General features: G+C 60.5%; 23 protein-coding genes and 1 other RNA gene. 11 read left to right on the top strand and 13 right to left on the bottom strand.

Going from position 1 to position 20,133, the window contains the following annotated elements:
- Window positions 1-120: 120 nt before the first annotated feature.
- Both A3C3_RS0103490 and A3C3_RS0103485 read left to right on the top strand, forming a co-directional pair.
- A complete protein-coding gene (locus A3C3_RS0103490) occupies window positions 121-1,752 on the top strand; it encodes an MFS transporter (protein ID WP_022713229.1) in 1,632 nt (543 codons plus the stop codon).
- Window positions 1,753-1,764: 12 nt separating this feature from the next.
- A complete protein-coding gene (locus A3C3_RS0103485) occupies window positions 1,765-2,220 on the top strand; it encodes a GNAT family N-acetyltransferase (protein WP_028739370.1) in 456 nt (151 codons plus the stop codon).
- Between the two features lie 5 nt (window positions 2,221-2,225).
- Here the strand turns inward: A3C3_RS0103485 and A3C3_RS0103480 are convergent, their stop codons facing one another.
- Window positions 2,226-3,491, bottom strand: a complete 1,266-nt coding sequence (locus A3C3_RS0103480; RefSeq protein ID WP_022713227.1) for a lytic murein transglycosylase — start codon at window positions 3,489-3,491, stop codon at window positions 2,226-2,228.
- A 120-nt stretch (window positions 3,492-3,611) separates the two neighbouring features.
- Window positions 3,612-4,217, bottom strand: coding sequence for a recombination mediator RecR (gene recR, locus A3C3_RS0103475; protein WP_022713226.1), 606 nt, complete (start codon window positions 4,215-4,217; stop codon window positions 3,612-3,614).
- A 58-nt stretch (window positions 4,218-4,275) separates the two neighbouring features.
- Here recR and A3C3_RS0103470 point away from each other — a divergent pair, with 58 nt between their 5' ends.
- Window positions 4,276-4,908, top strand: coding sequence for an MOSC domain-containing protein (locus A3C3_RS0103470; RefSeq protein ID WP_028739368.1), 633 nt, complete (start codon window positions 4,276-4,278; stop codon window positions 4,906-4,908).
- A gap of 285 nt (window positions 4,909-5,193) precedes the next feature.
- On the opposite strand, the gene A3C3_RS0103465 is transcribed toward A3C3_RS0103470, so the two are convergent.
- The 4 genes from A3C3_RS0103465 to ffs all read right to left on the bottom strand — a co-directional run bounded on the left by A3C3_RS0103465 (window position 5,194) and on the right by ffs (window position 8,203).
- Window positions 5,194-5,805, bottom strand: coding sequence for a LysE family translocator (locus A3C3_RS0103465; protein WP_022713224.1), 612 nt, complete (start codon window positions 5,803-5,805; stop codon window positions 5,194-5,196).
- 32 nt (window positions 5,806-5,837) lie between these two features.
- Window positions 5,838-6,161 carry a YbaB/EbfC family nucleoid-associated protein gene (locus A3C3_RS0103460; RefSeq protein WP_022713223.1) on the bottom strand — a complete coding sequence of 108 codons (324 nt, stop codon included), beginning with the start codon at window positions 6,159-6,161 and terminating at the stop codon, window positions 5,838-5,840.
- A gap of 21 nt (window positions 6,162-6,182) precedes the next feature.
- Window positions 6,183-8,060, bottom strand: a complete 1,878-nt coding sequence (locus tag A3C3_RS0103455) for a DNA polymerase III subunit gamma/tau (RefSeq protein ID WP_022713222.1) — start codon at window positions 8,058-8,060, stop codon at window positions 6,183-6,185.
- Window positions 8,061-8,106: 46 nt separating this feature from the next.
- An RNA gene (gene ffs, locus A3C3_RS43165) (signal recognition particle sRNA small type) lies at window positions 8,107-8,203 on the bottom strand.
- Between the two features lie 89 nt (window positions 8,204-8,292).
- Here ffs and A3C3_RS0103450 point away from each other — a divergent pair.
- From A3C3_RS0103450 to A3C3_RS0103430, 5 genes are all read left to right on the top strand, one after another.
- Complete coding sequence (locus A3C3_RS0103450; RefSeq protein ID WP_028739367.1) at window positions 8,293-8,703, top strand: HIT domain-containing protein; 411 nt, start codon at window positions 8,293-8,295, stop codon at window positions 8,701-8,703.
- A complete protein-coding gene (gene nudC, locus A3C3_RS0103445; RefSeq protein WP_022713220.1) occupies window positions 8,700-9,662 on the top strand; it encodes an NAD(+) diphosphatase in 963 nt (320 codons plus the stop codon). Before A3C3_RS0103450 ends, nudC begins: the two co-directional genes overlap by 4 nt.
- 9 nt (window positions 9,663-9,671) lie before the next feature.
- The gene (locus A3C3_RS0103440; protein ID WP_022713219.1) at window positions 9,672-10,355 is read left to right on the top strand and encodes a helix-turn-helix transcriptional regulator; all 684 of its coding nucleotides are present in this window, start codon (window positions 9,672-9,674) and stop codon (window positions 10,353-10,355) included.
- 73 nt (window positions 10,356-10,428) lie between these two features.
- On the top strand, window positions 10,429-10,656 hold the full coding sequence (locus A3C3_RS0103435; protein ID WP_233450660.1) for a hypothetical protein: 228 nt from the start codon (window positions 10,429-10,431) through the stop codon (window positions 10,654-10,656).
- 123 nt (window positions 10,657-10,779) lie between these two features.
- Window positions 10,780-11,148, top strand: a complete 369-nt coding sequence (locus A3C3_RS0103430; RefSeq protein WP_022713217.1) for a VOC family protein — start codon at window positions 10,780-10,782, stop codon at window positions 11,146-11,148.
- Between the two features lie 32 nt (window positions 11,149-11,180).
- Here A3C3_RS0103430 and A3C3_RS0103425 read toward each other — a convergent pair whose 3' ends face one another.
- The gene (locus tag A3C3_RS0103425) at window positions 11,181-12,041 is read right to left on the bottom strand and encodes a prephenate dehydratase (RefSeq protein WP_028739366.1); all 861 of its coding nucleotides are present in this window, start codon (window positions 12,039-12,041) and stop codon (window positions 11,181-11,183) included.
- Window positions 12,042-12,052: 11 nt separating this feature from the next.
- Window positions 12,053-12,808 carry a 3-deoxy-manno-octulosonate cytidylyltransferase gene (locus tag A3C3_RS0103420; RefSeq protein WP_022713215.1) on the bottom strand — a complete coding sequence of 252 codons (756 nt, stop codon included), beginning with the start codon at window positions 12,806-12,808 and terminating at the stop codon, window positions 12,053-12,055.
- Window positions 12,809-12,963: 155 nt separating this feature from the next.
- Between A3C3_RS0103420 and A3C3_RS0103415 the strand changes: the two genes are divergently transcribed.
- Window positions 12,964-13,542 carry a c-type cytochrome gene (locus tag A3C3_RS0103415; protein WP_022713214.1) on the top strand — a complete coding sequence of 193 codons (579 nt, stop codon included), beginning with the start codon at window positions 12,964-12,966 and terminating at the stop codon, window positions 13,540-13,542.
- 61 nt (window positions 13,543-13,603) lie between these two features.
- On the opposite strand, the gene A3C3_RS0103410 is transcribed toward A3C3_RS0103415, so the two are convergent.
- Window positions 13,604-14,551, bottom strand: a complete 948-nt coding sequence (locus tag A3C3_RS0103410) for an AEC family transporter (protein ID WP_022713213.1) — start codon at window positions 14,549-14,551, stop codon at window positions 13,604-13,606.
- 420 nt (window positions 14,552-14,971) lie between these two features.
- On the opposite strand from A3C3_RS0103410, the gene A3C3_RS0103405 reads away from it, so the two are divergent.
- Entirely contained in the window at window positions 14,972-15,964 is a 993-nt protein-coding gene (locus tag A3C3_RS0103405) for an adenosine kinase (RefSeq protein WP_022713212.1), read from the top strand.
- Here A3C3_RS0103405 and A3C3_RS0103400 read toward each other — a convergent pair.
- Window positions 15,957-16,496, bottom strand: coding sequence for an SH3 domain-containing protein (locus tag A3C3_RS0103400; protein WP_022713211.1), 540 nt, complete (start codon window positions 16,494-16,496; stop codon window positions 15,957-15,959). The two genes, A3C3_RS0103405 and A3C3_RS0103400, sit on opposite strands and share 8 nt — an antisense overlap.
- A 186-nt stretch (window positions 16,497-16,682) precedes the next feature.
- Here A3C3_RS0103400 and A3C3_RS0103395 point away from each other — a divergent pair, with 186 nt between their 5' ends.
- On the top strand, window positions 16,683-17,684 hold the full coding sequence (locus tag A3C3_RS0103395) for a 2-hydroxyacid dehydrogenase (RefSeq protein WP_022713210.1): 1,002 nt from the start codon (window positions 16,683-16,685) through the stop codon (window positions 17,682-17,684).
- On the opposite strand, the gene A3C3_RS0103390 is transcribed toward A3C3_RS0103395, so the two are convergent.
- The 3 genes from A3C3_RS0103390 to recF are packed head-to-tail and all read right to left on the bottom strand — an operon-like array spanning window position 17,681 to window position 20,096.
- On the bottom strand, window positions 17,681-18,154 hold the full coding sequence (locus A3C3_RS0103390) for a GNAT family N-acetyltransferase (RefSeq protein ID WP_022713209.1): 474 nt from the start codon (window positions 18,152-18,154) through the stop codon (window positions 17,681-17,683). The two genes, A3C3_RS0103395 and A3C3_RS0103390, sit on opposite strands and share 4 nt — an antisense overlap.
- Window positions 18,151-18,975 (bottom strand): molybdopterin-synthase adenylyltransferase MoeB, encoded by an 825-nt coding sequence (locus tag A3C3_RS0103385; protein ID WP_022713208.1) that lies wholly within the window; start codon window positions 18,973-18,975, stop codon window positions 18,151-18,153. Before A3C3_RS0103385 ends, A3C3_RS0103390 begins: the two co-directional genes overlap by 4 nt.
- The gene (recF, locus tag A3C3_RS0103380; RefSeq protein WP_022713207.1) at window positions 18,972-20,096 is read right to left on the bottom strand and encodes a DNA replication/repair protein RecF; all 1,125 of its coding nucleotides are present in this window, start codon (window positions 20,094-20,096) and stop codon (window positions 18,972-18,974) included. Before recF ends, A3C3_RS0103385 begins: the two co-directional genes overlap by 4 nt.
- Window positions 20,097-20,133: the final 37 nt, after the last annotated feature.

The raw sequence follows: 20,133 nt of genomic DNA, 5'->3' as shown, positions 1-20,133 counted from the left end.
GTTTTTACGAAATTGCAAGCTCTCGGCTCAAATGCGCCGCGGCGGCGCAATCGCGCCTAGCCACCGTCGAGCTTCATCATATATTGGAAGCCGAGGGAAATTTAGCAAGCGGGAGGAATCGTGCCATCCAATTCATCAACGCTGGCGCCGCTGAAGCATGAAACCTACCGCACAATCTGGTTCGCAAGCCTCGCCTCGAATTTCGGCGGGTTGATCCAGGCGGTAGGGGCCGCGTGGATGATGACGACCCTCACCGCTTCCGAGGACATGGTGGCGCTGGTCCAGACCTCGACAGCGCTTCCCATAATGCTGTTCTCGCTCATCTCGGGCGCGCTCGCCGACAATTTCGACCGGCGGCAGGTGATGCTGACGGCGCAATTCCTCATGCTAGCCGTCTCGACGATCCTCACCGCCTGTGCCCTGCTCGGCTGGATCACGCCCTGGCTTCTCCTGTTCTTCACCTTCCTGATCGGCTGCGGCACGGCGCTCAACAACCCCTCCTGGCAGGCCTCCGTCGGCGATATGGTGCCGCGGGCAGACCTGCCGAACGCGGTGACGCTGAACAGTATGGGCTTTAACATGACCCGCAGCGTCGGCCCCGCCATCGGCGGCGTCATTGTCGCGACGGCGGGTGCCGCCGCTGCCTTTATGGTGAATACGGTCAGTTATTTTGCGCTCATCTACGCACTCACGCGCTGGAAGCCATCGCTGCCCGCTTCCAGTCTCCCGCGCGAAAGCCTCGGGAGTGCGATCTCCGCCGGTCTTCGATATGTCTCGATGTCGCCCAACCTTGAAAAGGTACTTATCCGCGGATTGATCTTCGGCGTGGGCGCGAGCTCGGTGCTCGCGCTTCTGCCGATCGTCGCAATCGATCTTGTCGGCGGCGGGCCGCTGACCTACGGCTTCATGCTCGGCTCCTTCGGCATCGGCGCAATCGGCGGCGGGGCGCTCAATGCGCGGCTGCGCGAAATGTTCAGCAGCGAGACCATCATCCGCTACGCCTTCACCGGTTTTGCCATCAGCATGGTGATTGCCGCGGCAAGCCCGTTTGCCGTGCTCACCTCGGCGGGGCTGCTCGTTTCTGGCGCGTGCTGGGTACTCGCGCTTTCGCTATTCAACACGATCGTACAGCTTTCGACGCCGCGCTGGGTCGTCGGCCGGGCGCTGTCGCTTTATCAGACGGTCACCTTCGGCGGCATTGCCGGCGGCAGCTGGCTTTGGGGTGTGGCCGCCGATCGCTTCGGCGTTTCGAATGCGCTTTATGGCTCAGCCGCGGTTATGCTGGTCGGCATCTTTATCGGACTTCGCTTCTCGATGCCGGCCTTCGCCTCGCTCAATCTCGACCCGCTCAACCGGTTCATCGAGCCCGCGCTTGGGCTCGACATCACGCCCCGCAGCGGACCGATCGTCATTCAGGTCGATTATCACATCGGCGATAGCGACCTGCCCGAATTCCTGAAGCTGATGGGGGAACGGCGGCGCATCCGAATCCGCGACGGAGCACGCAACTGGGCACTGATGCGAGACCTCGAAAATCCCGGCACCTGGACTGAAACCTATCACACGCCGACCTGGGTCGAGTATATTCGCCACAACCAGCGCCGCACGCAGGCCGATGCGGAAAACGCCGATCGCCTGCGCGCCCTCCACCGCGGCACGGCAGCGCCGCATGTTCACCGCATGATTGAGCGGCAGACCATCCCCCCATCCGACGATGTGTTCCACAAGGCGCCGATCGATCTTCACCACTGAGGCAATGCGATGATCCACGCATTCCGAAAAGCCCGCGAAACCGATCTTATCGACATCATCCGGCTGCTTGCCGACGACGATATCGGGCGAAGCAGAGAGGTCGTCGCCAATCCCGTCGATGGGCGCTATCAGACAGCCTTTGCCGCAATCGAGGCGGACAAAAACCAACTGCTGGCGGTTGCCGTGGATCAAAAGCATCACGTCGTCGGCTGTTTGCAGCTCTCGTTCATTCCCGGACTGTCGCGCACCGGCATGTGGCGCGGGCAGATCGAGAGCGTAAGGATTGCTAAGGAAGCGCGCAGCAGCGGGCTAGGGACCGAATTTATCGAATGGGCGGTAGAGACATGCCGTGCGCGTGGCTGCAAGCTCGTGCAGCTCACCTCGGACAAATCCCGGGCGGATTCCATCCGCTTCTATGAAAAGCTCGGCTTTACTGCGAGCCATGAAGGGCTGAAGCGTAGCCTATAGGACGGCTACTTCAGCTTGCCCTTCATCGAAGCATCGGGAAAACAGGTCGGTTGCATACCGTTCTTTTCCTGCCACTGTCCGATCGAACGGCGGGTCTTGTAGCCCGGCAGGCCGTCCGATCCGCCGACGTCGTAGCCTTGGCGCTCCAGTGCTTTTTGCATTGCCGCCACATCGGATCGTAGCATTTTGCCGACATCGCCCCAAGCACCCTGAAAGGCGCCAGAGCCATAAGCGATCCGGTCGGCGAGGTTGCCGATATAGAGCGCGTAGAGATCGGAGTTGTTGTATTCCTTGATGATGTAGAAGTTCGGCGTGACGATGAATTCCGGCCCATCCCGCCCCGCCGGCACAAGCATCATGCCCGCAGCCTTCATTTCCCCGGATGGAAAGCCCTTGCCGGACTTGCGATTGATGCCGAGCGAAGCCCAGTGCGAAAGCGGCTGTGCGATATCGGGTCCTTCCTGCGCGCAGGAAATCGCCGCCGGGATCGTCACCTCGAAGCCCCAGTCACGATTTCGCTGCCAGCCTTTCTTAACAAGATAGTTGGCTATGGATGCCAGTGTATCAGGTACGGACGTCCAGATATTGCGGTGCCCGTCGCCATCGAAGTCGACCGCATATTTCAGATAGCTGGTGGGCATGAATTGCGGCTGGCCGAGCGCTCCCGCCCAAGAGCTCCTGAAGCCGGCCGGCGTCACGTCACCGCCATCGAGAATGTGAAGCGCCGCGATCAGCTCGACCCTGAACATTTCCTTGCGGGTCGACATAAAGGCCTTGGTCGCCAGCACCTCGATCGCCGAATTCGGGATCTTCGCCGCGCCGAAGCCCGTCTCGCGGCCCCAGATCGCCAATACGATCGAGCCCGGCACGCCATAGGTCTTTTCGATGCGCTTCAGCGTCGAGGCATATTGTGAGGCAAAACCGCGTCCGGTTGCCGCCAGCTTCTTCAGCCGGTCCTCGTTGAAATACGGACCCGGCGAAGAAAACTCCGCCTGCGTCTGCTTTCGTTCTTTCGCCGGTGGGAATCCGGGAGGCGCAAGATCGGGAAGACTCCAGTTGAGGGCGATACCCTTGAATGCGGCCTGAAGCGTCTTTTCTGAAATGCCGGCCTTCTTCGCATCAGGGCCAAGATCGCTGATGATCCATTGCTGGAACTGTCTTTCCACCGCCGGCCTGTTCTGGGCAAGCGCAGGAAGAGGGAAGAGAGCGAGGAAACATGCCAAAGCAATGGCCCAACGGCAAATGCTGCCCCACTCCGCCCTGCTGGGCATCTCTCCCACAATGGGGGAGATCGGCAGGAAGCGGCCTCGCCGAGCGCCATCTGATCTCCCCCCTCGTAAGGGGGATGTCACAAAGTGGCAGAGGGGGGTGTCGTCTCGCATTTTTCCTCCTCAGATCGCAGTCCTTGCCCTCAAGGCAGCAGCCAGTGTCCCCTCGTCGAGGTAGTCGAGTTCGCCGCCCACCGGCACGCCATGCGCCAGCCGCGTGATCTTCACGTCCAATCCCGTCAGCTGGTCCGTTATATAGTGCGCTGTGGTTTGACCCTCGACGGTCGCGTTAACGGCGATGATGAGTTCGCGAATACCGCCTTCCCCGATGCGATCGATCAGCCCGCGAATGTTCAGGTCATCCGGTCCGATGCCATCGAGCGGCGAAAGCGTGCCGCCGAGGACATGATATGCTGCGTTCATCGCTGCGGCGCGTTCCAATGCCCAGAGGTCGGAAACATCCTCAACGACGATGATGACGGAGTGGTCGCGGCGCGCGTCGGTGCAAACGGTGCAGGGATCGACGGTATCGACATTGCCGCAGCGCGAGCAGACCTTCACCTTGTCATAGGCCTCACCCATCGCGGTCGACAACGGTCCGAGCAGTTGGTCCTTCTTCTTGATCAGGTGCAGCGCCGCGCGCCGGGCCGAGCGAGGCCCGAGACCCGGCACCTTCGCCAGAAGCTGGATGAGTTTTTCGATTTCGGGGCCGGTGACTCGCTTTGTCATGTGCCGTTCTTAGCCCATATGTCGTCAAAACGGAATCGCGGAAAGAGTCGACCTTATGATGAAAATACGTGCCGTCTGCACCGCCAATCCTGAGCGGCTGCCCGGCAAGAAATACAAGACGGGTATCTACAAGCATGCCGTCAAGGGCGCCGTGATCATCGACTCCGAAGGTCTCGTCGGCGACGCCATTTGCAACCGCGAGCATCACGGCGGTGTCGATCAGGCCGTCTATCTCGAAGGATCGCTAACACTCGACTGGTGGGCGGGAGAGCTCGGGCGCCCGATCGAGCCCGGCACGTTCGGTGAAAATCTTGTGATCGACGGCCTCGACAACCGCGCAGTTTCAGTTGGCGATCGCTTAATCGCGGGCGAGCTCGTTCTCGAGGCGACGTCGGCGCGCATTCCGTGCGCGACCTTCGCCACAAGGATGGCCGATCCGAAATTCGTGAAGCGCTACACCAAGGCCAGCCGCCCCGGCATTTATTGCCGGGTTATCACTGGTGGGGTGGCGGAGGCGGGAATGCCCGTCGAATACGTGCCGTACGGAGGTCAGAAGGTGACGATGCCCGAGATGCTCGCAACATTCGGCAAGTTGCTCTCCGCCGAAGACCGTGGGCGGTATCTCGCCGCGCCCATTCACAACAAGCTGCGCCACCTTCTGGAAGCGCAGCTCTCGGACTTGCAACGATGACGGTCATCCGGCTGCCAAGCACGCACCAGCACATACGCCCTACTTGAAGCATTTTTTCAGAGAGGCTGCGGCTGACGGGAGAGGACTGCTTCATCCTCTCGCCGTTGGAACTTGAAGCCACTGTCCACAGCATCGCCGCAACGGCGCGGTTACGATTTCGCTCGTGCTGCGCGGCGAACCGCCAAAGCCGGTTGGTCGCGATCTGTTGCGACTGACCTAAACCGCTCCTGACAGTCGGCTGCTTGTCGACGAAAAGCGATGTTGTGGATTTCGCCCGGATGTGACTCAGCGCATCGCGATTGCGACGGCGGCACCGGCCATGGTTCCGGCGCTGGCACGGTTTGCGATCCTGATCGCACGACGGCTTTTCAGGAAGCCGCGGGCTTTTGCGGCAAGCAATGCCCAGCTGACGTCGATCAGAATCAGTACGACGAACATGGTCGCGACGAGTTCTGTCCAGCCGACAATCGTCACCGAATGGATATCGATGATCGAAGGCAGCAGGGCGACGTAGAACATCATGATCTTCGGATTGCCGAGCGTCACCGCCATGCCAGCAAAGAAGAGCTTTGCGGCGGATTGCGCTTCAGGAAGCTTTTCCTCGCTCGCATCATACGAGGCGAACCACATCTTCCAGGCGAGATAGAGCAGATAGCAGACCCCGAGCCACTTGATGGCGACGAAGGCCAAATGGAAGGTTTCGGCAACTGCGGCAAGGCCAGCCACCGCACAGGTCAGCCAGATCGCTTCGCCGATCCACATGGCGGCGAGGAATGGCAGAACATCACGGGCGCCCTTCGACAATACGCGGGCGACAAGCGCCGCAACGCTCGGCCCCGGCGAACCGGCGGCCATGAAGAGAGCGCCGGCAAAAACAATGAGACTGGTCAACGTCATCGACGCTCTGCCCACCTAGATCGCTGCGAAGCTCAGAAGGGCATCTTGAAGCCGGGCGGGATTGGCAGGCCAGCGGTCAGCGCCTTCGTCTTTTCGGCTGCAGCGGCTTCCGCCTTGTCCTTGGCATCCTTGTGGGCGGCAATGATCAGATCCTCGAGGATCTCGACATCGTCTTCCTTGAAGAGCGACGGGTCGATCTTCAAGCTCTTGAGTTCGCCCTTGCCGCTCATGACAACGGTCACGAGACCGCCGCCCGCCTTTCCTTCAGCCTGGAGCTCGGCAATTTCCGCCTGCATCTGCTCCATCTTGGCCTGCATTTCCTTGACTTTGCCCATCATGCCCATGAGGTCGCGCATCGTCTGGTTCCTTCTTCACCTTCAGAATTCTATGTCGTCGCCGGGCAGAATGTCACCCTCTTCGGATTCAGCGACTGCAGGCGGTTTCGCCTCGCCTTCCTCCTCCGGTTCGGGTGCCCTTACCCGGACGTCGATGATCTTTGCGCCCGGGAACTGCGCCAGGATTGCCGCCACATCCGGATCCTGCCGGGCGTCGCTCACCTGCTGCTCCTTGGCCTTGGCTTCTGCCTCGACCATCGTCGGGTCGCCGGCCTCGCGGCTGAGGCTGACGATCCAGTGTATGCGGGTCCACTCCTTCAACTTGACGGCAAGCTCGTTGAGCAGTGTCGCCGGCGCCCCGTCGGTGAGGCTAACGTCGAGACGGCCTGCTTCGATCTTCACGGGCCGCACGAAATTGCGCACGAGTGCCTTCAGCTTCGGGTCGCGCTTTTCCGCAGCGAGATTGACGATATCGGCGATCGAATTGACATGAACGAGCGGCTTCGGCGCTTCCGCTGGCTTCGTCTCGATGCGGCCTGCCGTCTGCATTAGCTGCGGATCGGGATCGGGTACGGCACGCAACATGGCCGGTCCCCCTGAAGGCTGCGGCCTCGGCGTGCTCTCCGTCGCGCGCACGGCTAGCGTCGACTGATATGGTACATGGGCACCATTGCCGCTACCGTTACCCGACGGCGTAGGCGAAGGACGCGTACCGCTGCCGTTTTCGGAGAGCTCGGCAAGGCGACGCGCGGCATCTTCGGGCGACGGCAGATGCGCCGCATGTGCCAGCCGGATCAGCACCATTTCCGCCGCACCGGCCGTGCGCGAAGAGCTTTCGGTCTCCGGAATGCCCTTCAACAACATCTGCCAGATCCGCGACAGCGTCGTTACCGCAATCCCTTGAGCGAACTCGGAAGCCCTGGTTCGCTCAACTTCGCTGAGCGACGGGTCATTAGCAGCGTCCGGCACATATTTCAGCCGGGTAACGAGATGGGTGAAATCGGCAAGGTCGGTCAACACGACGACCGGATTTGCGCCGGCTTCGTACTGCGCCTGAAATTCGCCAAGCGCTGCGGCGACATCGCCTCTGGCAACATGCTCGAAGAGATCGACGATGCGAGCGCGATCGGCAAGGCCCAGCATGCCGCGCACCGCGTCCGCCTGGACCACGCCGCTACCATGGGCGATTGCCTGGTCAAGCAGCGAAAGGCCGTCACGTGCCGAGCCTTCGGCGGCACGCGCGATCATCGCCAGCGCATCCGGCTCCGCATCGAGGCCTTCCTTCGCTGCGATGGTTGTAAACAAGCCGACGAGATCCGCCGCGCTGATGCGGCGGAGATCGAAGCGCTGGCAGCGCGAGAGAACGGTAATCGGAACCTTGCGGATTTCGGTGGTCGCAAAAATGAACTTCACGTGCTCCGGCGGCTCTTCGAGCGTCTTCAGCAAGCCGTTGAAGGCCTGTGTCGAAAGCATGTGTACTTCGTCGATGATATAAACCTTGTAGCGCGCCGACACCGGCCGATAGCGTACCTGCTCGATGATTTCACGGATATCGTCGATACCGGTATGGGAGGCGGCGTCCATCTCGATCACGTCGACATGGCGGCCTTCCATGATCGCCTGGCAATGTTCGCCCGGCACGCGCAGATCGATCGTCGGCTTGTCGATCTCGGGCGTCTTGTAATTCAGCGCGCGCGCCAGAATACGGGCTGTCGTCGTCTTGCCGACGCCGCGGACGCCGGTCAGCATGTAGGCCTGCGCAATGCGGCCGGTCTCGAAGGCGTTGGTCAGGGTGCGGACCATCGGCTCCTGGCCGACCATGAGGTCCGTGAAATCCTTGGGGCGGTATTTGCGTGCCAGCACCCGGTACCCGGTGCCCGTCGAGGCGGCATCTTGTGACTGTCGCTCGGTGTCGCTCATCGCCCTGCTTATCGCCCGGAACGCCGGGCATTTGGAAGAGAGAAGGGTGGGAGGCTGGCACGATGACCCGTGCCGGGCTCGTTAGGGCTGCTTCCTTCCGGACCTGACCCGGTTGGCGAGTGGCTCGTCCACCACCAACCTCCCGGATGCACATATCGGCAATATCGCCATCAAAAGCAAGCCAAGCTCAAAAAAAACTGCTAATCATAGGAAAAATATGGAGGAATGCCTGTTGGACGATTTCATTCTCGACCGTCGGCTGGAGAGCGATAGCGACAGCGTCATGCAAACGGGTCTGTGCGATCTCCGATTATCGAAGGACGCCCGCTGGCCGTGGCTGATCCTGGTGCCACGCAGGGCCAACATGACGGAGATCTTCGAACTCACGCCGCTCGATCAGGTGCTTCTCACCTTCGAAACGGAAATGACCGCGGCTGCCCTGAAGAAGATCACCGGCGCCACAAAAATCAACATCGGGGCCCTTGGCAACATCGTCCGTCAGCTTCATGTTCATGTCATTGCCCGCTTCGAAGGCGATGCCAACTGGCCAGGCCCCGTCTGGAGCTTCGGTAAGGCCGAGCCCTATGAGGCGGGCAAGAGAGATGAATTCATAGCGAAGTTGCGGGAAGCCCTTTCATCATGAACCGTTCGCTTTTCGATTCGGATGTCCCACATCCGGAACCCAGCAATCTCACCGCCTTTGCCGCAAACGACCTCAACCGCGATTCTGAACATCGCGACGAGCAGTCCGTCGAAAATGCGCTGGCGAAGGACGGCACGCATATCTTCGCCTTCGCCAAGGACAAGCTTGTCCTGAAGCATGATGGACAAGTGCTCGATCCGCTGTTTGCCCGCTACGAACTGCAGGAACTGCAGCCACATTGGGATGAGACGATCCTGCTCGGCTACCGCAAGACGGGCGAACCGCGGCTCGCCGTTCCCGTCGGCATTCCGGCCGAGGAACTTGAAAGCCATTACAAGCCCGCCGACGGCCGGACGCTCTACCGCGACCAGCTCGTCGACGACGTTCTGCTTGGCGAATTCGCCCAGGCCGCAAGCCTCATTCGCTGGAACGGCGACAACCACTTCTGCGGCCGCTGCGGTAGCACGATGGAGATGCGCATCGGCGGCTACAAACGGGTGTGCACGGCCTGCGAACACATGATCTTCCCGCGCACCGACCCGGTGGTCATCATGTTGACGATCGATGAACAGCGCGACCTTTGCCTGCTCGGCCGCAGCCACCATTTTACGCCGGGCATGTATTCCTGCCTCGCCGGCTTCGTCGAGCCCGGCGAAACGATCGAAAACGCCGTGCGCCGCGAGACGCTGGAGGAATCCGGCATCAAGACCGGCCGGATTCGCTACCACGCGTCGCAGCCCTGGCCGATGCCGCATACGCTGATGATCGGCTGCTATGCCGAGGCGAAATCAACAGAGGTCCACCGCGACGAATCGGAACTTGAAGATTGCCGCTGGTTCACCCGCGAGGAAACACTTGAAATGCTCGAACGCCCCGGCGCCAACGGCCAGGCTTCGCCGCCCAAAGGCGCTATCGCGCACCGCCTGATGCGCGATTGGGTGGAGTGGAAAAAGCAATAGGCTGATGCGATGGCGCGCTCGGAACGCCTTCTGACCCTGCTTCAGACGTTGCGGCGCTACCGCCGTCCGGTGAGCGGTGCCGTCCTGGCAACGGAAACAGGCGTCAGCATCCGCACGCTCTATCGCGATATCGCCAGCCTCCAGGGGCAGGGCGCTCTGATCGAAGGCGAACCCGGCGTCGGCTACGTCTTGAAACCCGGTTTCATGCTGCCGCCGATGATGTTTTCGCAGGACGAAATCGAGGCACTGGTCCTCGGCTCGCGCTGGGTCGCCCGCGCCGCCGATCCGCGTCTTGCTGCTGCCGGCGCCGATGCGCTGGCGAAGATTGCCGATGTCCTGCCACACGAAATGCGCGATGAAATCGAGACCTCGACGCTTCTCGTTCACCTACGTCCGCCCGTCGCCGACAAGGCGGATCTTGACGCCATTCGCAAGGCGATCCGCAGCGAACGGATTCTCAAGCTGACCTATTCCGATGAGAGCGGAACCGTCTCCGTCCGCAATATCTGGCCCTTTGCGCTCAGCTACTTCGAGCAGGTCCGCGTCGTGGTGGCGTGGTGCGAACTGCGGCAGGATTACCGTCATTTCCGCACCGACCGGATCGTCGAAATGAGACCCCAAGAGGTACGCTATCCGCGCCGCCGCGCAGTGCTTCTCAAGGAGTGGCGGGATCAACAGGAAATTTCGTCTTAGCCTCGAGGATACTGCCATAAACTGACAGTGGTCAGCGCTATTATCGGGACGATCCCAAACTGGAGGACCGATGATGACGAGCTTGAACCTCACCCGATCGACATGCAGAAATCGCGTTGTCGAGGACACGACTACGCAAGCGAGATACCCGCAATCTCTGATGCTGCGAATGATGCTGAACGCATCGCGCAACCTGGTGCGGAGGCGCTATCCTCAGCTCGATCTCGATGCGATGTCCGAGTATATGAAGCGCGATATCGGGTTCATGGACTGGAACCACCCCCACCACGAGAGCAACTGAATTCGCTACATCGCCTCATCGACGTAGCGCCGCCGCATCCGCGGCGGCTTTAGCGCTTGCCGTCGGTAGTCGCCGGTAAGCGCTAAATCTGTGCAACCTTTTCCAAATACGAGGGACACCGATATGACCAGCCCGAACCTCATTATTCTTTACGTCAAGGATCCTGCCGAAAGTGCGATCTTTTACAAGGATCTGCTCGGCCGCGAACCCGGGGTTGCCGCGCCGAATTTCGTCGCGTTCCCGCTCGACGGCGGCTTCACGCTCGGCCTGTGGCGGCGCAGCACGGTCGAGCCGCAACCTTCCGCGATCGGCAATCGCGGCGAGGTCGCCTTCATGGTGGCTGGCGAAAATGCCGTTGCCAAACAATACGAGGATTGGCGAAAGCGCGGTCTGCCGATTGCTCAGGAGTTGACCGATCTCGATTTCGGCCCGACCTTTGTCGCGCTCGATCCGGACGGCCACCGGTTGCGCGTCTGCGAACCCGACAAGTAAGAGAGCAGCAAGGGCGCCACCGGCGCCCCTCGTCACTTGTGCAGTTGGCCGCGCATCGGGTGGCCCCTGTAGACCCCGAGAATGCGGACATTTTCTGAAAAGAACCGCAACTCTTCCAAAGCCCGGCGCACATGGGCATCGTTCGGATGGCCTTCGATATCGGCGTAAAACTGCGTCGCCACGAATTTGCCACCCAGCTGATAGCTTTCAAGCTTCGTCATGTTGATGTTGTTTGTCGCGAAACCACCGAGAGCCTTATAGAGCGCGGCCGGAATGTTGCGGACGTTGAAGACGAAGGTTGTGACGATCTTTTCTTCCCCGGAGCTGCGGTTTGCCCATTCCTCGTCGCGGGAGAGCACGACAAAGCGCGTAACATTGCTCTCCGTGTCCTCGACATTTTCGGCAACGATGTCGAGGCTATAGAGTTCGGCGGCAAGACGCGGTGCAAGCGCCGCCATGGTTCGGTCGCCGGTTTCCTTGACGAGCTTCGCGGCACCTGCCGTATCTCCCGCAATCACCGGCTTCCAGCCATTTGCGCGCACGATCTTACGGCATTGGCCCAGCGCGTGGATGTGGCTGTGCACGGTGCGTATTTCGTCCTTCGAGACGCCAGGGAGCACCATCAGCTGAAAACGGATCGGCATGAAGTATTCGGCGATGATGTGCAGCCGCGACTCCGGCAGGAGGTGATGGATATCGGCGACTCGGCCCGCGATCGTGTTTTCAATCGGGATCATCGCAATATCGGCATCACCGTTGTCGACCGCCATGAAGGCGTCTTCAAATGTCTGGCAAGGCAACGGCTCCATTGTCGGGAACATGTCACGGCAGGCCATGTCGGAGTTCGCGCCGAATTCGCCTTGAAACGAGATTCGATTGGTCTTGATGTTCATGACGATGTCCTTCATGCCTTCCTTGCCGAAAGAATGCGGCGGGCTTTCTCGAGATCGGCAGGCGTATCGACCCCTAGCGGAACGGTTTTAACGATCTCCACGTCGATGCGCATGCCGGCTTCGAGCGCGCGAAGCTGCTCCAGGGATTCGCGCTTCTCAAGGGCCGACGGACCGAGCGAGACGAATTTCTCGAGCGCAGCCCGGCGATATGCATAGAGGCCGATATGGTGATAGAGCGGCCCTTGGCCATAAGGCGCTGTCGCGCGGGTGAAATAGAGCGCGTGAAGACGCGTTTCAGAGAGCGGAGACCCCACGACCTTGACAACGTTCGGATTGGTCCTCTCTTCCTCATCAGTGATCTCGACGGTCAGCGTCGCGATATCGACGGTCTCCTCTTCCAAAGGGCGCAATGCAGCGCGGATCGTTTCGGGATCGATGGTCGGCAGATCACCTTGGACGTTGACGACGATCCTGGCGCTCGCGTCCGGATCGACCTTGTGCAAGGCTTCGAAAATGCGATCGGAGCCGGATTGATGATCCTTGCGGGTCATAACGACTTCGAAGCCGGCCCTCGAAACCGCCTCGAAAACCTCCTCGTCGTCGACCGCGATGACGACACGGCCGATCTCCGCTTCCTTCGCCCGCAAAGCTACCTGGACGATCATCGGCAATCCGCAAATATCGGCTAGCGGCTTGCCGGGAAGGCGGGTGGACGCCATGCGGGCGGGGATCAGAACCAGCACGTCATCTAAATTTGAAGCAGTCATCGTTCGGACCTTCTATTCCAGGCGGGAAAGTGTCAAAAAGTCTCACGTACAAGACCATTTAGACAGTTGCAACGAACTGCCAAAAGACATAGGTTCCGCGCGATTTCAAGATGGTGCCTATTCAGGGTCTGCCGACTGCACGGGGAGCATTGCAGATGAATTCTTATGTCAATATGGGCGTTGGGGCGCTGCTCGGAACGATTTTCGTCCTGATGTCAGTGTCGATCGCGTCCGAAGGGATCTTCCACTCCGAAGCGCCGGAGAAGGAAGGTTTCGCCATCGTTGCGGCAGAGGCACCCGCTGCCGGCGGTGGCGAAGCTGCACCTGCAGCAGCTATGGTTCCGATCGCCAAGCTTCTTGCCAGCGCCGATGCCAAGGCTGGCGAAACGGTATTCAAGAAGTGTCAGTCCTGTCATGACGCGACCAAGGGAGGGCCAAACAAAGTCGGCCCGAACCTCTATGGTCTCGTCGATCGTCCGATCGCTTCTCATGCGGGCTTTGCCTATTCCTCCCCCATGAAGGATTTCTCCAAGGGCGGCAGCGAAAAGTGGACCTTCGATCACCTGAACCACTTCCTGCTGGCACCGAAAAAGCAGGTTCCGGGTACGGCCATGGGCTTTGCCGGTCTGCCGAAGGAACAGGATCGCGCGAACGTGATCCTTTACTTGCACACGCTGGCAGACGCCCCAGTTCCGTTGCCGGATCCGAACGCGCCCGACACCGTTACGCAGTAATCCTGCAGAGCTTTCCGACGGAATCGAGAGCCCGGCCGACGTCGGGCTTTTTTTGTTGCGATCAGGCGCCGAGCAGGTAGGCCCAGAGCGAAACCGAAATGGCCCCGAGTGCCGTCGTGACCGTGATGGTGGAGGCCGCGAGGCTGTGGCCGACGCCGAAACGGTTGGCGATCAGCCAGGCGTTGACGCCGGTGGGAACAGCGGCGATCAGCACCAGCGCCGCGGTCCAGCTGCCTGTCAATCCAACCAGGTGGCTTGCGGCCCAGACGCAGCATGGAAGCAACACCAGTTTGAAGGCAGATGTGACGCTGGCAATGCCGACATTGCCGGAAACGCCATACTTCTCGAGCGCCATGCCCAGAGATACCAGGGCCACAGGCCCAGCAACGCCTGCCAGCTGGTCGACAATGGTCGCCACCGGCAGCGGCATTGGAAGACCCGCAACGTGCACCGCAGCACCTGCGACAAGACCGATAACGAGCGGATTGCGGACAAGGTTGAGACCGATCTGGCGAAAGAGTTTCAGCATGCTGCGTTCGCCTTTGCCCGCAATCTTCCGCTCCGCCCGCTCCATCATGATCGTGCCGATGACCATCATGACGGGCAGATGCACGGCGATCAGGATGGAAAGCGGCACAAGGCCCTCATTGCCGACGGTGCGTTGAACAAGCGGCAGACCGACGAAGATCGTATTGGCAAATGCCGACGAAACGCCGGCAAGCACGCCGATGCGATCATCACGGCCAAAAAAACGGGTCGCAGCGATGTGACCCGCCGTCCAGGTCACCGCAACGCCGGAGAAATAAGCGATCCAGAGACGAAACGGCGAAGCGCCATGAAAATCCGCTTCCGCGATCGTGCGGAAAAGCAGCAGAGGGACGGCAATCTTGAATACGAAATCGCTCAAGGCGTCGCCGACATCTGCCTTCATCAGTCCAGTTTTGACGATCAGCCAGCCGATCAGGATCATGATGAAGATGGGAAGGACGTCGAAAATGATGGCTATCATGCGGAGGGATGCCTTGCGCGGGGATACCCTGCTCTAGCAGCAAAACTTCTTCGTTGACAAATGGATTGGCCAAAGAGGCGCGCAAGGAACCGGACGGAAGCCACAAAAAAAGCGGGCAGTGCCCGCTTTTCCGCATCCGGACTGGCCGGACACCCGGTTCCGGTGCTGCCAGTTCATCCGTGGTCAGCGCCTGCTCCGGTACAGTCGAAGGGCATCATCCCCTTCTCATCCGGCCGCAACCCAAAGGCTGCTCATGCCGGTCTGCTTGTGATCGTGTCTAAAAGCTCAAGGTGACACCGGCATGACGGATCGGCGGCATTTGCGAAGAAATGGGCCACTGGCGGCGTTTTTTCTTCCAAAGCCCGGAAATTCCGGTAAGACCGGATCCCGGCTATCATCTAATCCGGAACCTTCCCTTTCATGACAAAATTCGATGTTCTGACTGTCGGCAACGCCATCGTCGATATCATCGCGCGCTGCGACGACCAGTTCCTCATTGACAACAACATCACCAAGGCGGCGATGAACCTTATCGACGCCGCCCGCGCCGAACTTCTTTATTCGCGCATGGGACCGGCACTCGAAGCTTCAGGCGGCAGCGCCGGCAATACGGCAGCGGGCGTTGCAAGCCTCGGCGGCAGGGCCGCCTATTTCGGCAAGGTCGCGGAGGATCAGCTCGGCGAGATTTTCGCCCACGACATCCGGGCACAGGGCGTACATTATCAGACGAAGCCAAAGGGCACGTTTCCACCGACCGCGCGCTCGATGATCTTCGTCACGGATGACGGCGAACGCTCGATGAATACCTATCTCGGCGCCTGCGTCGAACTCGGCCCGGAGGATGTCGAACCCGAGGTCGTGGCACAAGCCAAGGTGACCTACTTCGAAGGCTATCTCTGGGATCCGCCGCGCGCCAAGGAAGCGATTCGCGAATGCGCCCGCATCGCGCATGAGAACGGCCGCGAAGTCTCCATGACGCTTTCGGACAGCTTCTGCGTCGATCGCTACCGCGCGGAGTTCCTCGACCTCATGCGCTCCGGTACTGTCGACATCGTGTTTGCCAACCGGCAGGAAGTACTCGCGCTCTACGAGACGGACGATTTCGAGGAAGCGCTCAACAAGATCGCCAAGGATTGCAAGATCGCGGCCGTGACGATGAGCGAAAACGGCGCCGTTATGCTGAAGGGCAACGAGCGCTGGTATGTCGATGCGATCCGCATCAAGGAAGTGGTCGATACGACCGGCGCCGGCGACCTCTTCGCTTCAGGTTTCCTCTATGGTTACACGCAGGGACGGACGCTGGAAGACTGCGGCAAGCTTGGCTGCCTTGCAGCCGGGATCGTCATTCAGCAGATCGGACCGCGGCCGATGAAATCGCTTTCCGAAGCCGCCCGCGACGCGCAGCTTATTTGAAAGCTTCGCCCGGGTAAGCGCCCCAGATTTCCGACTGCGCCACCCAACCTTCGGCGCTGTCGGCTTCGGCATGACACCAATCTCCGTTGCATTCGGCGATATGGATCATCACACCCGGCTCCAGCTTGGCAACCACGGTCGCTGACGACTGCGGCTCACGGCGCATATTGACATAGACGAACTTGCCTTTGCCCTTCATCCACGGTGCGGCAATCGCCGCGCGCTGGCCCGACAGCAGCGATTGGTTGACCCATCCTTCCGTGCCATCCGCATCGCGGATACGGCGCCAGTTGTCGTATTCCTGGATGATTTCGACCGGCAGGCCGGCTTTCAGATACATCCACGATGCTGCATAATCCGTTCCCGGGCCGATGCGCAGATTGACGCGCTTCGACTTCAGCGAGACGAACCGCGGAAGCGGTAGGCCGCTCGGGCCCTTTGCCACCTGCGCATACGCGGGTTCGACGGCGTCCGCCGCAAACATCAGACCAACCGCAAAGACGAGGCAGACCTTCAAATAATTTCCACGCATGGAGATTTCCGTTCGCTCAAGTTCGCCAGCAGATCCAGCCTGCTTGCCGCCGGGCTTTGAGATTCACCTAACGCTACCCGCGAGTTTTGTTTGTCTTCGCGTGCGGGTCTGGTAGAAAATGCCCGAGACGGGAAAATTATCCCCCGTCTTGGTTAAAGACCTCTGAACAAGGCATGGCCGGCCGCGATGACATCAAAGAAAAAACCGAAGGTCTACATCACCCGGAAACTGCCGGATGCGGTGGAAACCCGCATGCGGGAACTTTTCGACGCCGAGCTCAATATCGATGATTCGCCACGCTCTGCCTCTGAACTCATCGAGGCCGTAAAGACAGCCGACGTCCTGGTGCCGACGGTGACGGACCGCATCGATGCCGCTCTTATCGAGCAGTCCGGGCCGCAAATGAAGCTGATCGCGAGCTTTTCGAACGGCACCGACCACATCGACGTCGAGGCGGCAGCCCGCAGGGGCATTACCGTCACCAACACGCCGAATGTTCTGACCGAGGACACTGCCGACATGACCATGGCGCTGATCCTCGCCGTGCCCCGCCGTCTCGGCGAAGGTGCACGGGTGCTTACCGACAAGCCCGGCGAATGGGCCGGATGGTCGCCCACCTGGATGCTCGGCCGGCGCATTCACGGCAAGCGCATCGGCATCGTCGGCATGGGCCGGATAGGCACGGCCGTTGCACGCCGCGCCAAGGCATTCGGCCTGTCGATCCATTATCACAACCGCAAACGGGTGAGCCCGGCGACCGAGGACGAACTAGAGGCGACATATTGGGAAAGCCTCGACCAGATGCTGGCACGGGTCGACATCGTTTCCATCAATTGCCCTTCGACGCCCGCAACCTTTCACCTGATTTCTGCTCGCCGCCTCGCGCTGCTGCAGCCAACAGCCTATATCGTCAACACGGCGCGCGGTGACGTCGTGGATGAGAGCGCCTTGATCAAATGCCTGAGGGAGGGAAAGATCGCCGGCGCCGGCCTCGACGTTTTCGAAAACGAACCTGCCGTCAACCCGAAGCTTGTCAAACTTGCGAACGAGGGCAAGGTGGTGCTGCTGCCGCACATGAGTTCGGCAACGATCGAAGGCCGCATCGATATGGGCGACAAGGTGATTATCAACATCCGCGCCTTCATCGATGGCCACCGGCCGCCGAATCGCGTTTTGCCCGGCCGCTAAAGGGCGAGCACCTTGCGCATTTCGATATAGGTGACCCGATCGAAACCCGGATGAGATTTTTCGGCCGTCTTCGCAAAACCCCAGGCGGCAAAGACTGAATGATTGCCGGTCAATTCGATGCGCGTGTCGAGTCGCAGCGCAGATAGCAGACGCTCTCTCGCAGCCGCCTCGGCCACCTGCAGCAACAGCCTGCCGATACCCCTGCCCTGCGCCTCCGGCGCGACCGCGAGTTTGCCGAGATAAAGACATCCCGGCTCGGGCCGCAAGAACATGCAGCCAAGCAAATCCTCGTCTTCAAGCACGACATAACCGATCTCGTTTAGGGTTTTCTCGGCAAGCGATTGCGGTGTCAGGCTGAGCGCCGAAGACGGCGGATTGATGCGGCCGTTCATATAGGCGAAGGACGAGAGGATTAGTTGCAGCAACTCGTTCCAGCGGTGAAAATTCGCATCGATCCGGACGATCTTCATGAAACGCTCGGCCCTTGCGCGCGGCGGCGCTTGTAACGGACGCTGTCGAAACGGGCAGCAAGCGCATCGTAGAGCAGCAACCGGCCGATAAGCGGTTCGCCTGCGCCGGTAATGAGCTTGATCGCCTCCATCGCCATCAGCGTGCCGATGACACCGGTCAATGCTCCGATGATGCCGGTTTCGGCGCAGGCGGGAATGAGGCCCTCCGGCGGGATTTCCGGAAAGAGATCGCGATAGGCGGGGTTGAGCGCGCCGTCTTCGGCTCGTTCGTAAGGTTTCAACACAGTCAAAGAACCGTCGAAACGGCCAACAGCGCCGCTCACGAGCGGAATTTCCGCTTTCTCAGCGGCATCGGCTGCGGCGTAACGCGTCTCGAAATTGTCCGACGCATCGATCAGCAAATCGAAGCCGGAAAGTTGGCGGCGAGCGGACTCCGACGAAAAGCGCTCTTCGAAGCGGATGATGTTCACATTCGGATTCAGCCGGGCGATTGCAAGGGCGGCGCTTTCCGTCTTCAGTTCGCCAATTGTGCCGGAGTCATGAATGACCTGCCGCTGCAGATTGGAGAGCGAAACGCGATCGTCATCGGCAATGCCGAGTGTGCCGATCCCGGCAGCTGCCAGATATTGCAGAACCGGTGCGCCAAGCCCGCCCGCGCCGATTACCAGCACACGCGCGGCCTTCAGTCTTTGCTGACCCGCCCCGCCGATCTCAGGCAGCAGAATATGACGCTGATATCTTGCGATTTCTTCCGAGCTCAAAGGTTCCATGGACGCAATGCTATCATGGCCTGAAGGCGCGGGGAAAGCGGCATCCGTCATTCGAAGACGCGGCCCTCGGCAACAGTGAAGAATTGAGCGCGGTCGCCGAGGAGAGAAAACATCGAGCGATCGGTGCCGGTCATGAAGGCCTGGCCGCCAAGCGCATCGATGAGATCGAAGAGCGCTCCGCGGCGGGCCTCGTCAAGATGGGCGGCGATTTCGTCGAGAAGCAGAACCGGCGCGTGGCCGGTGAGATTGGCGACGAGCTTGGCATGGGCGAGGATCAGTCCGACAAGCAGCGCCTTCTGTTCGCCCGTCGAGCAACGCTCCGCTTCCATCTGCTTTTCGCGGTGCCGGACCAGCAGATCGGCTCGGTGCGGGCCGTCAAGCGTGCGCCCGGCGCCGGCGTCGCGATAGCGGTTTTCAGCGAGCATCGCGGCATATTCATCTTCCAAGTCTACGGAAGGACGCGCGAACTGGCCATCCATGAAACCGGAAAGTTCGAGTGTGGCGGAGGGGAAAGGCGAGGTTTCGCGCGTTTCCTCTATCAGGCGGGTAAGCAGGCCGAGCATTTCCTCGCGTGCAAGCGCCATGGCGATGCCGAGGCTTGCCATCTGCTCTTCGATGCCCGAGAGCCAGGCGGGATCGAAACGGCCGTCGTCCAGGAGTTTGTTGCGGCTGCGCATGGCGCGCTCGAAATCGGTGGCGCGGCGGCCGTGTGCGGGATCGAGCGACAGCACGAGGCGGTCGAGAAAGCGGCGCCGGTCTGAAGATCCGCCGGTAAAAAGGCCATCCATGGCAGGCGTCAGCCAGAGCACGCGTAGATGATCGGTCAACTCGTCGGCCGTCTTTGCGGGCGTGCCGTTGATGCGCAGCTTGCGGCCGGCATTTGCATCGCTAGTATCGATGCCAGTCCCGATCTCGACCTCACCTTCCATACCGTCAAGTTCGGCAAAGATCGAAAACCCCGCGGAGGCCCCGACCCGCGTGACATCAGCATAGGTGGCGCGGCGAAGACCGCGACCAGGCGAGAGGAAGGAAACCGCCTCCATCAGATTGGTCTTGCCGGCACCGTTATCCCCAGTCAGCACGACATGCCGCCCGTCGAGCACGAGCGAAGCCGCCGCGTAGTTGCGGAAGTCGGTCAGCTTCAGACACGAAAGGGAAACCTTGTGGGGCATCGAATATCCGGATTCGGGGTATTGGGGCAGAGCTATG

It is taken from the genome of Rhizobium mongolense USDA 1844, assembly GCF_000419765.1.
Taxonomy (GTDB): Bacteria; Pseudomonadota; Alphaproteobacteria; order Rhizobiales; family Rhizobiaceae; genus Rhizobium; species Rhizobium mongolense.
This window is presented reverse-complemented; position numbering and strand designations above follow the sequence as displayed.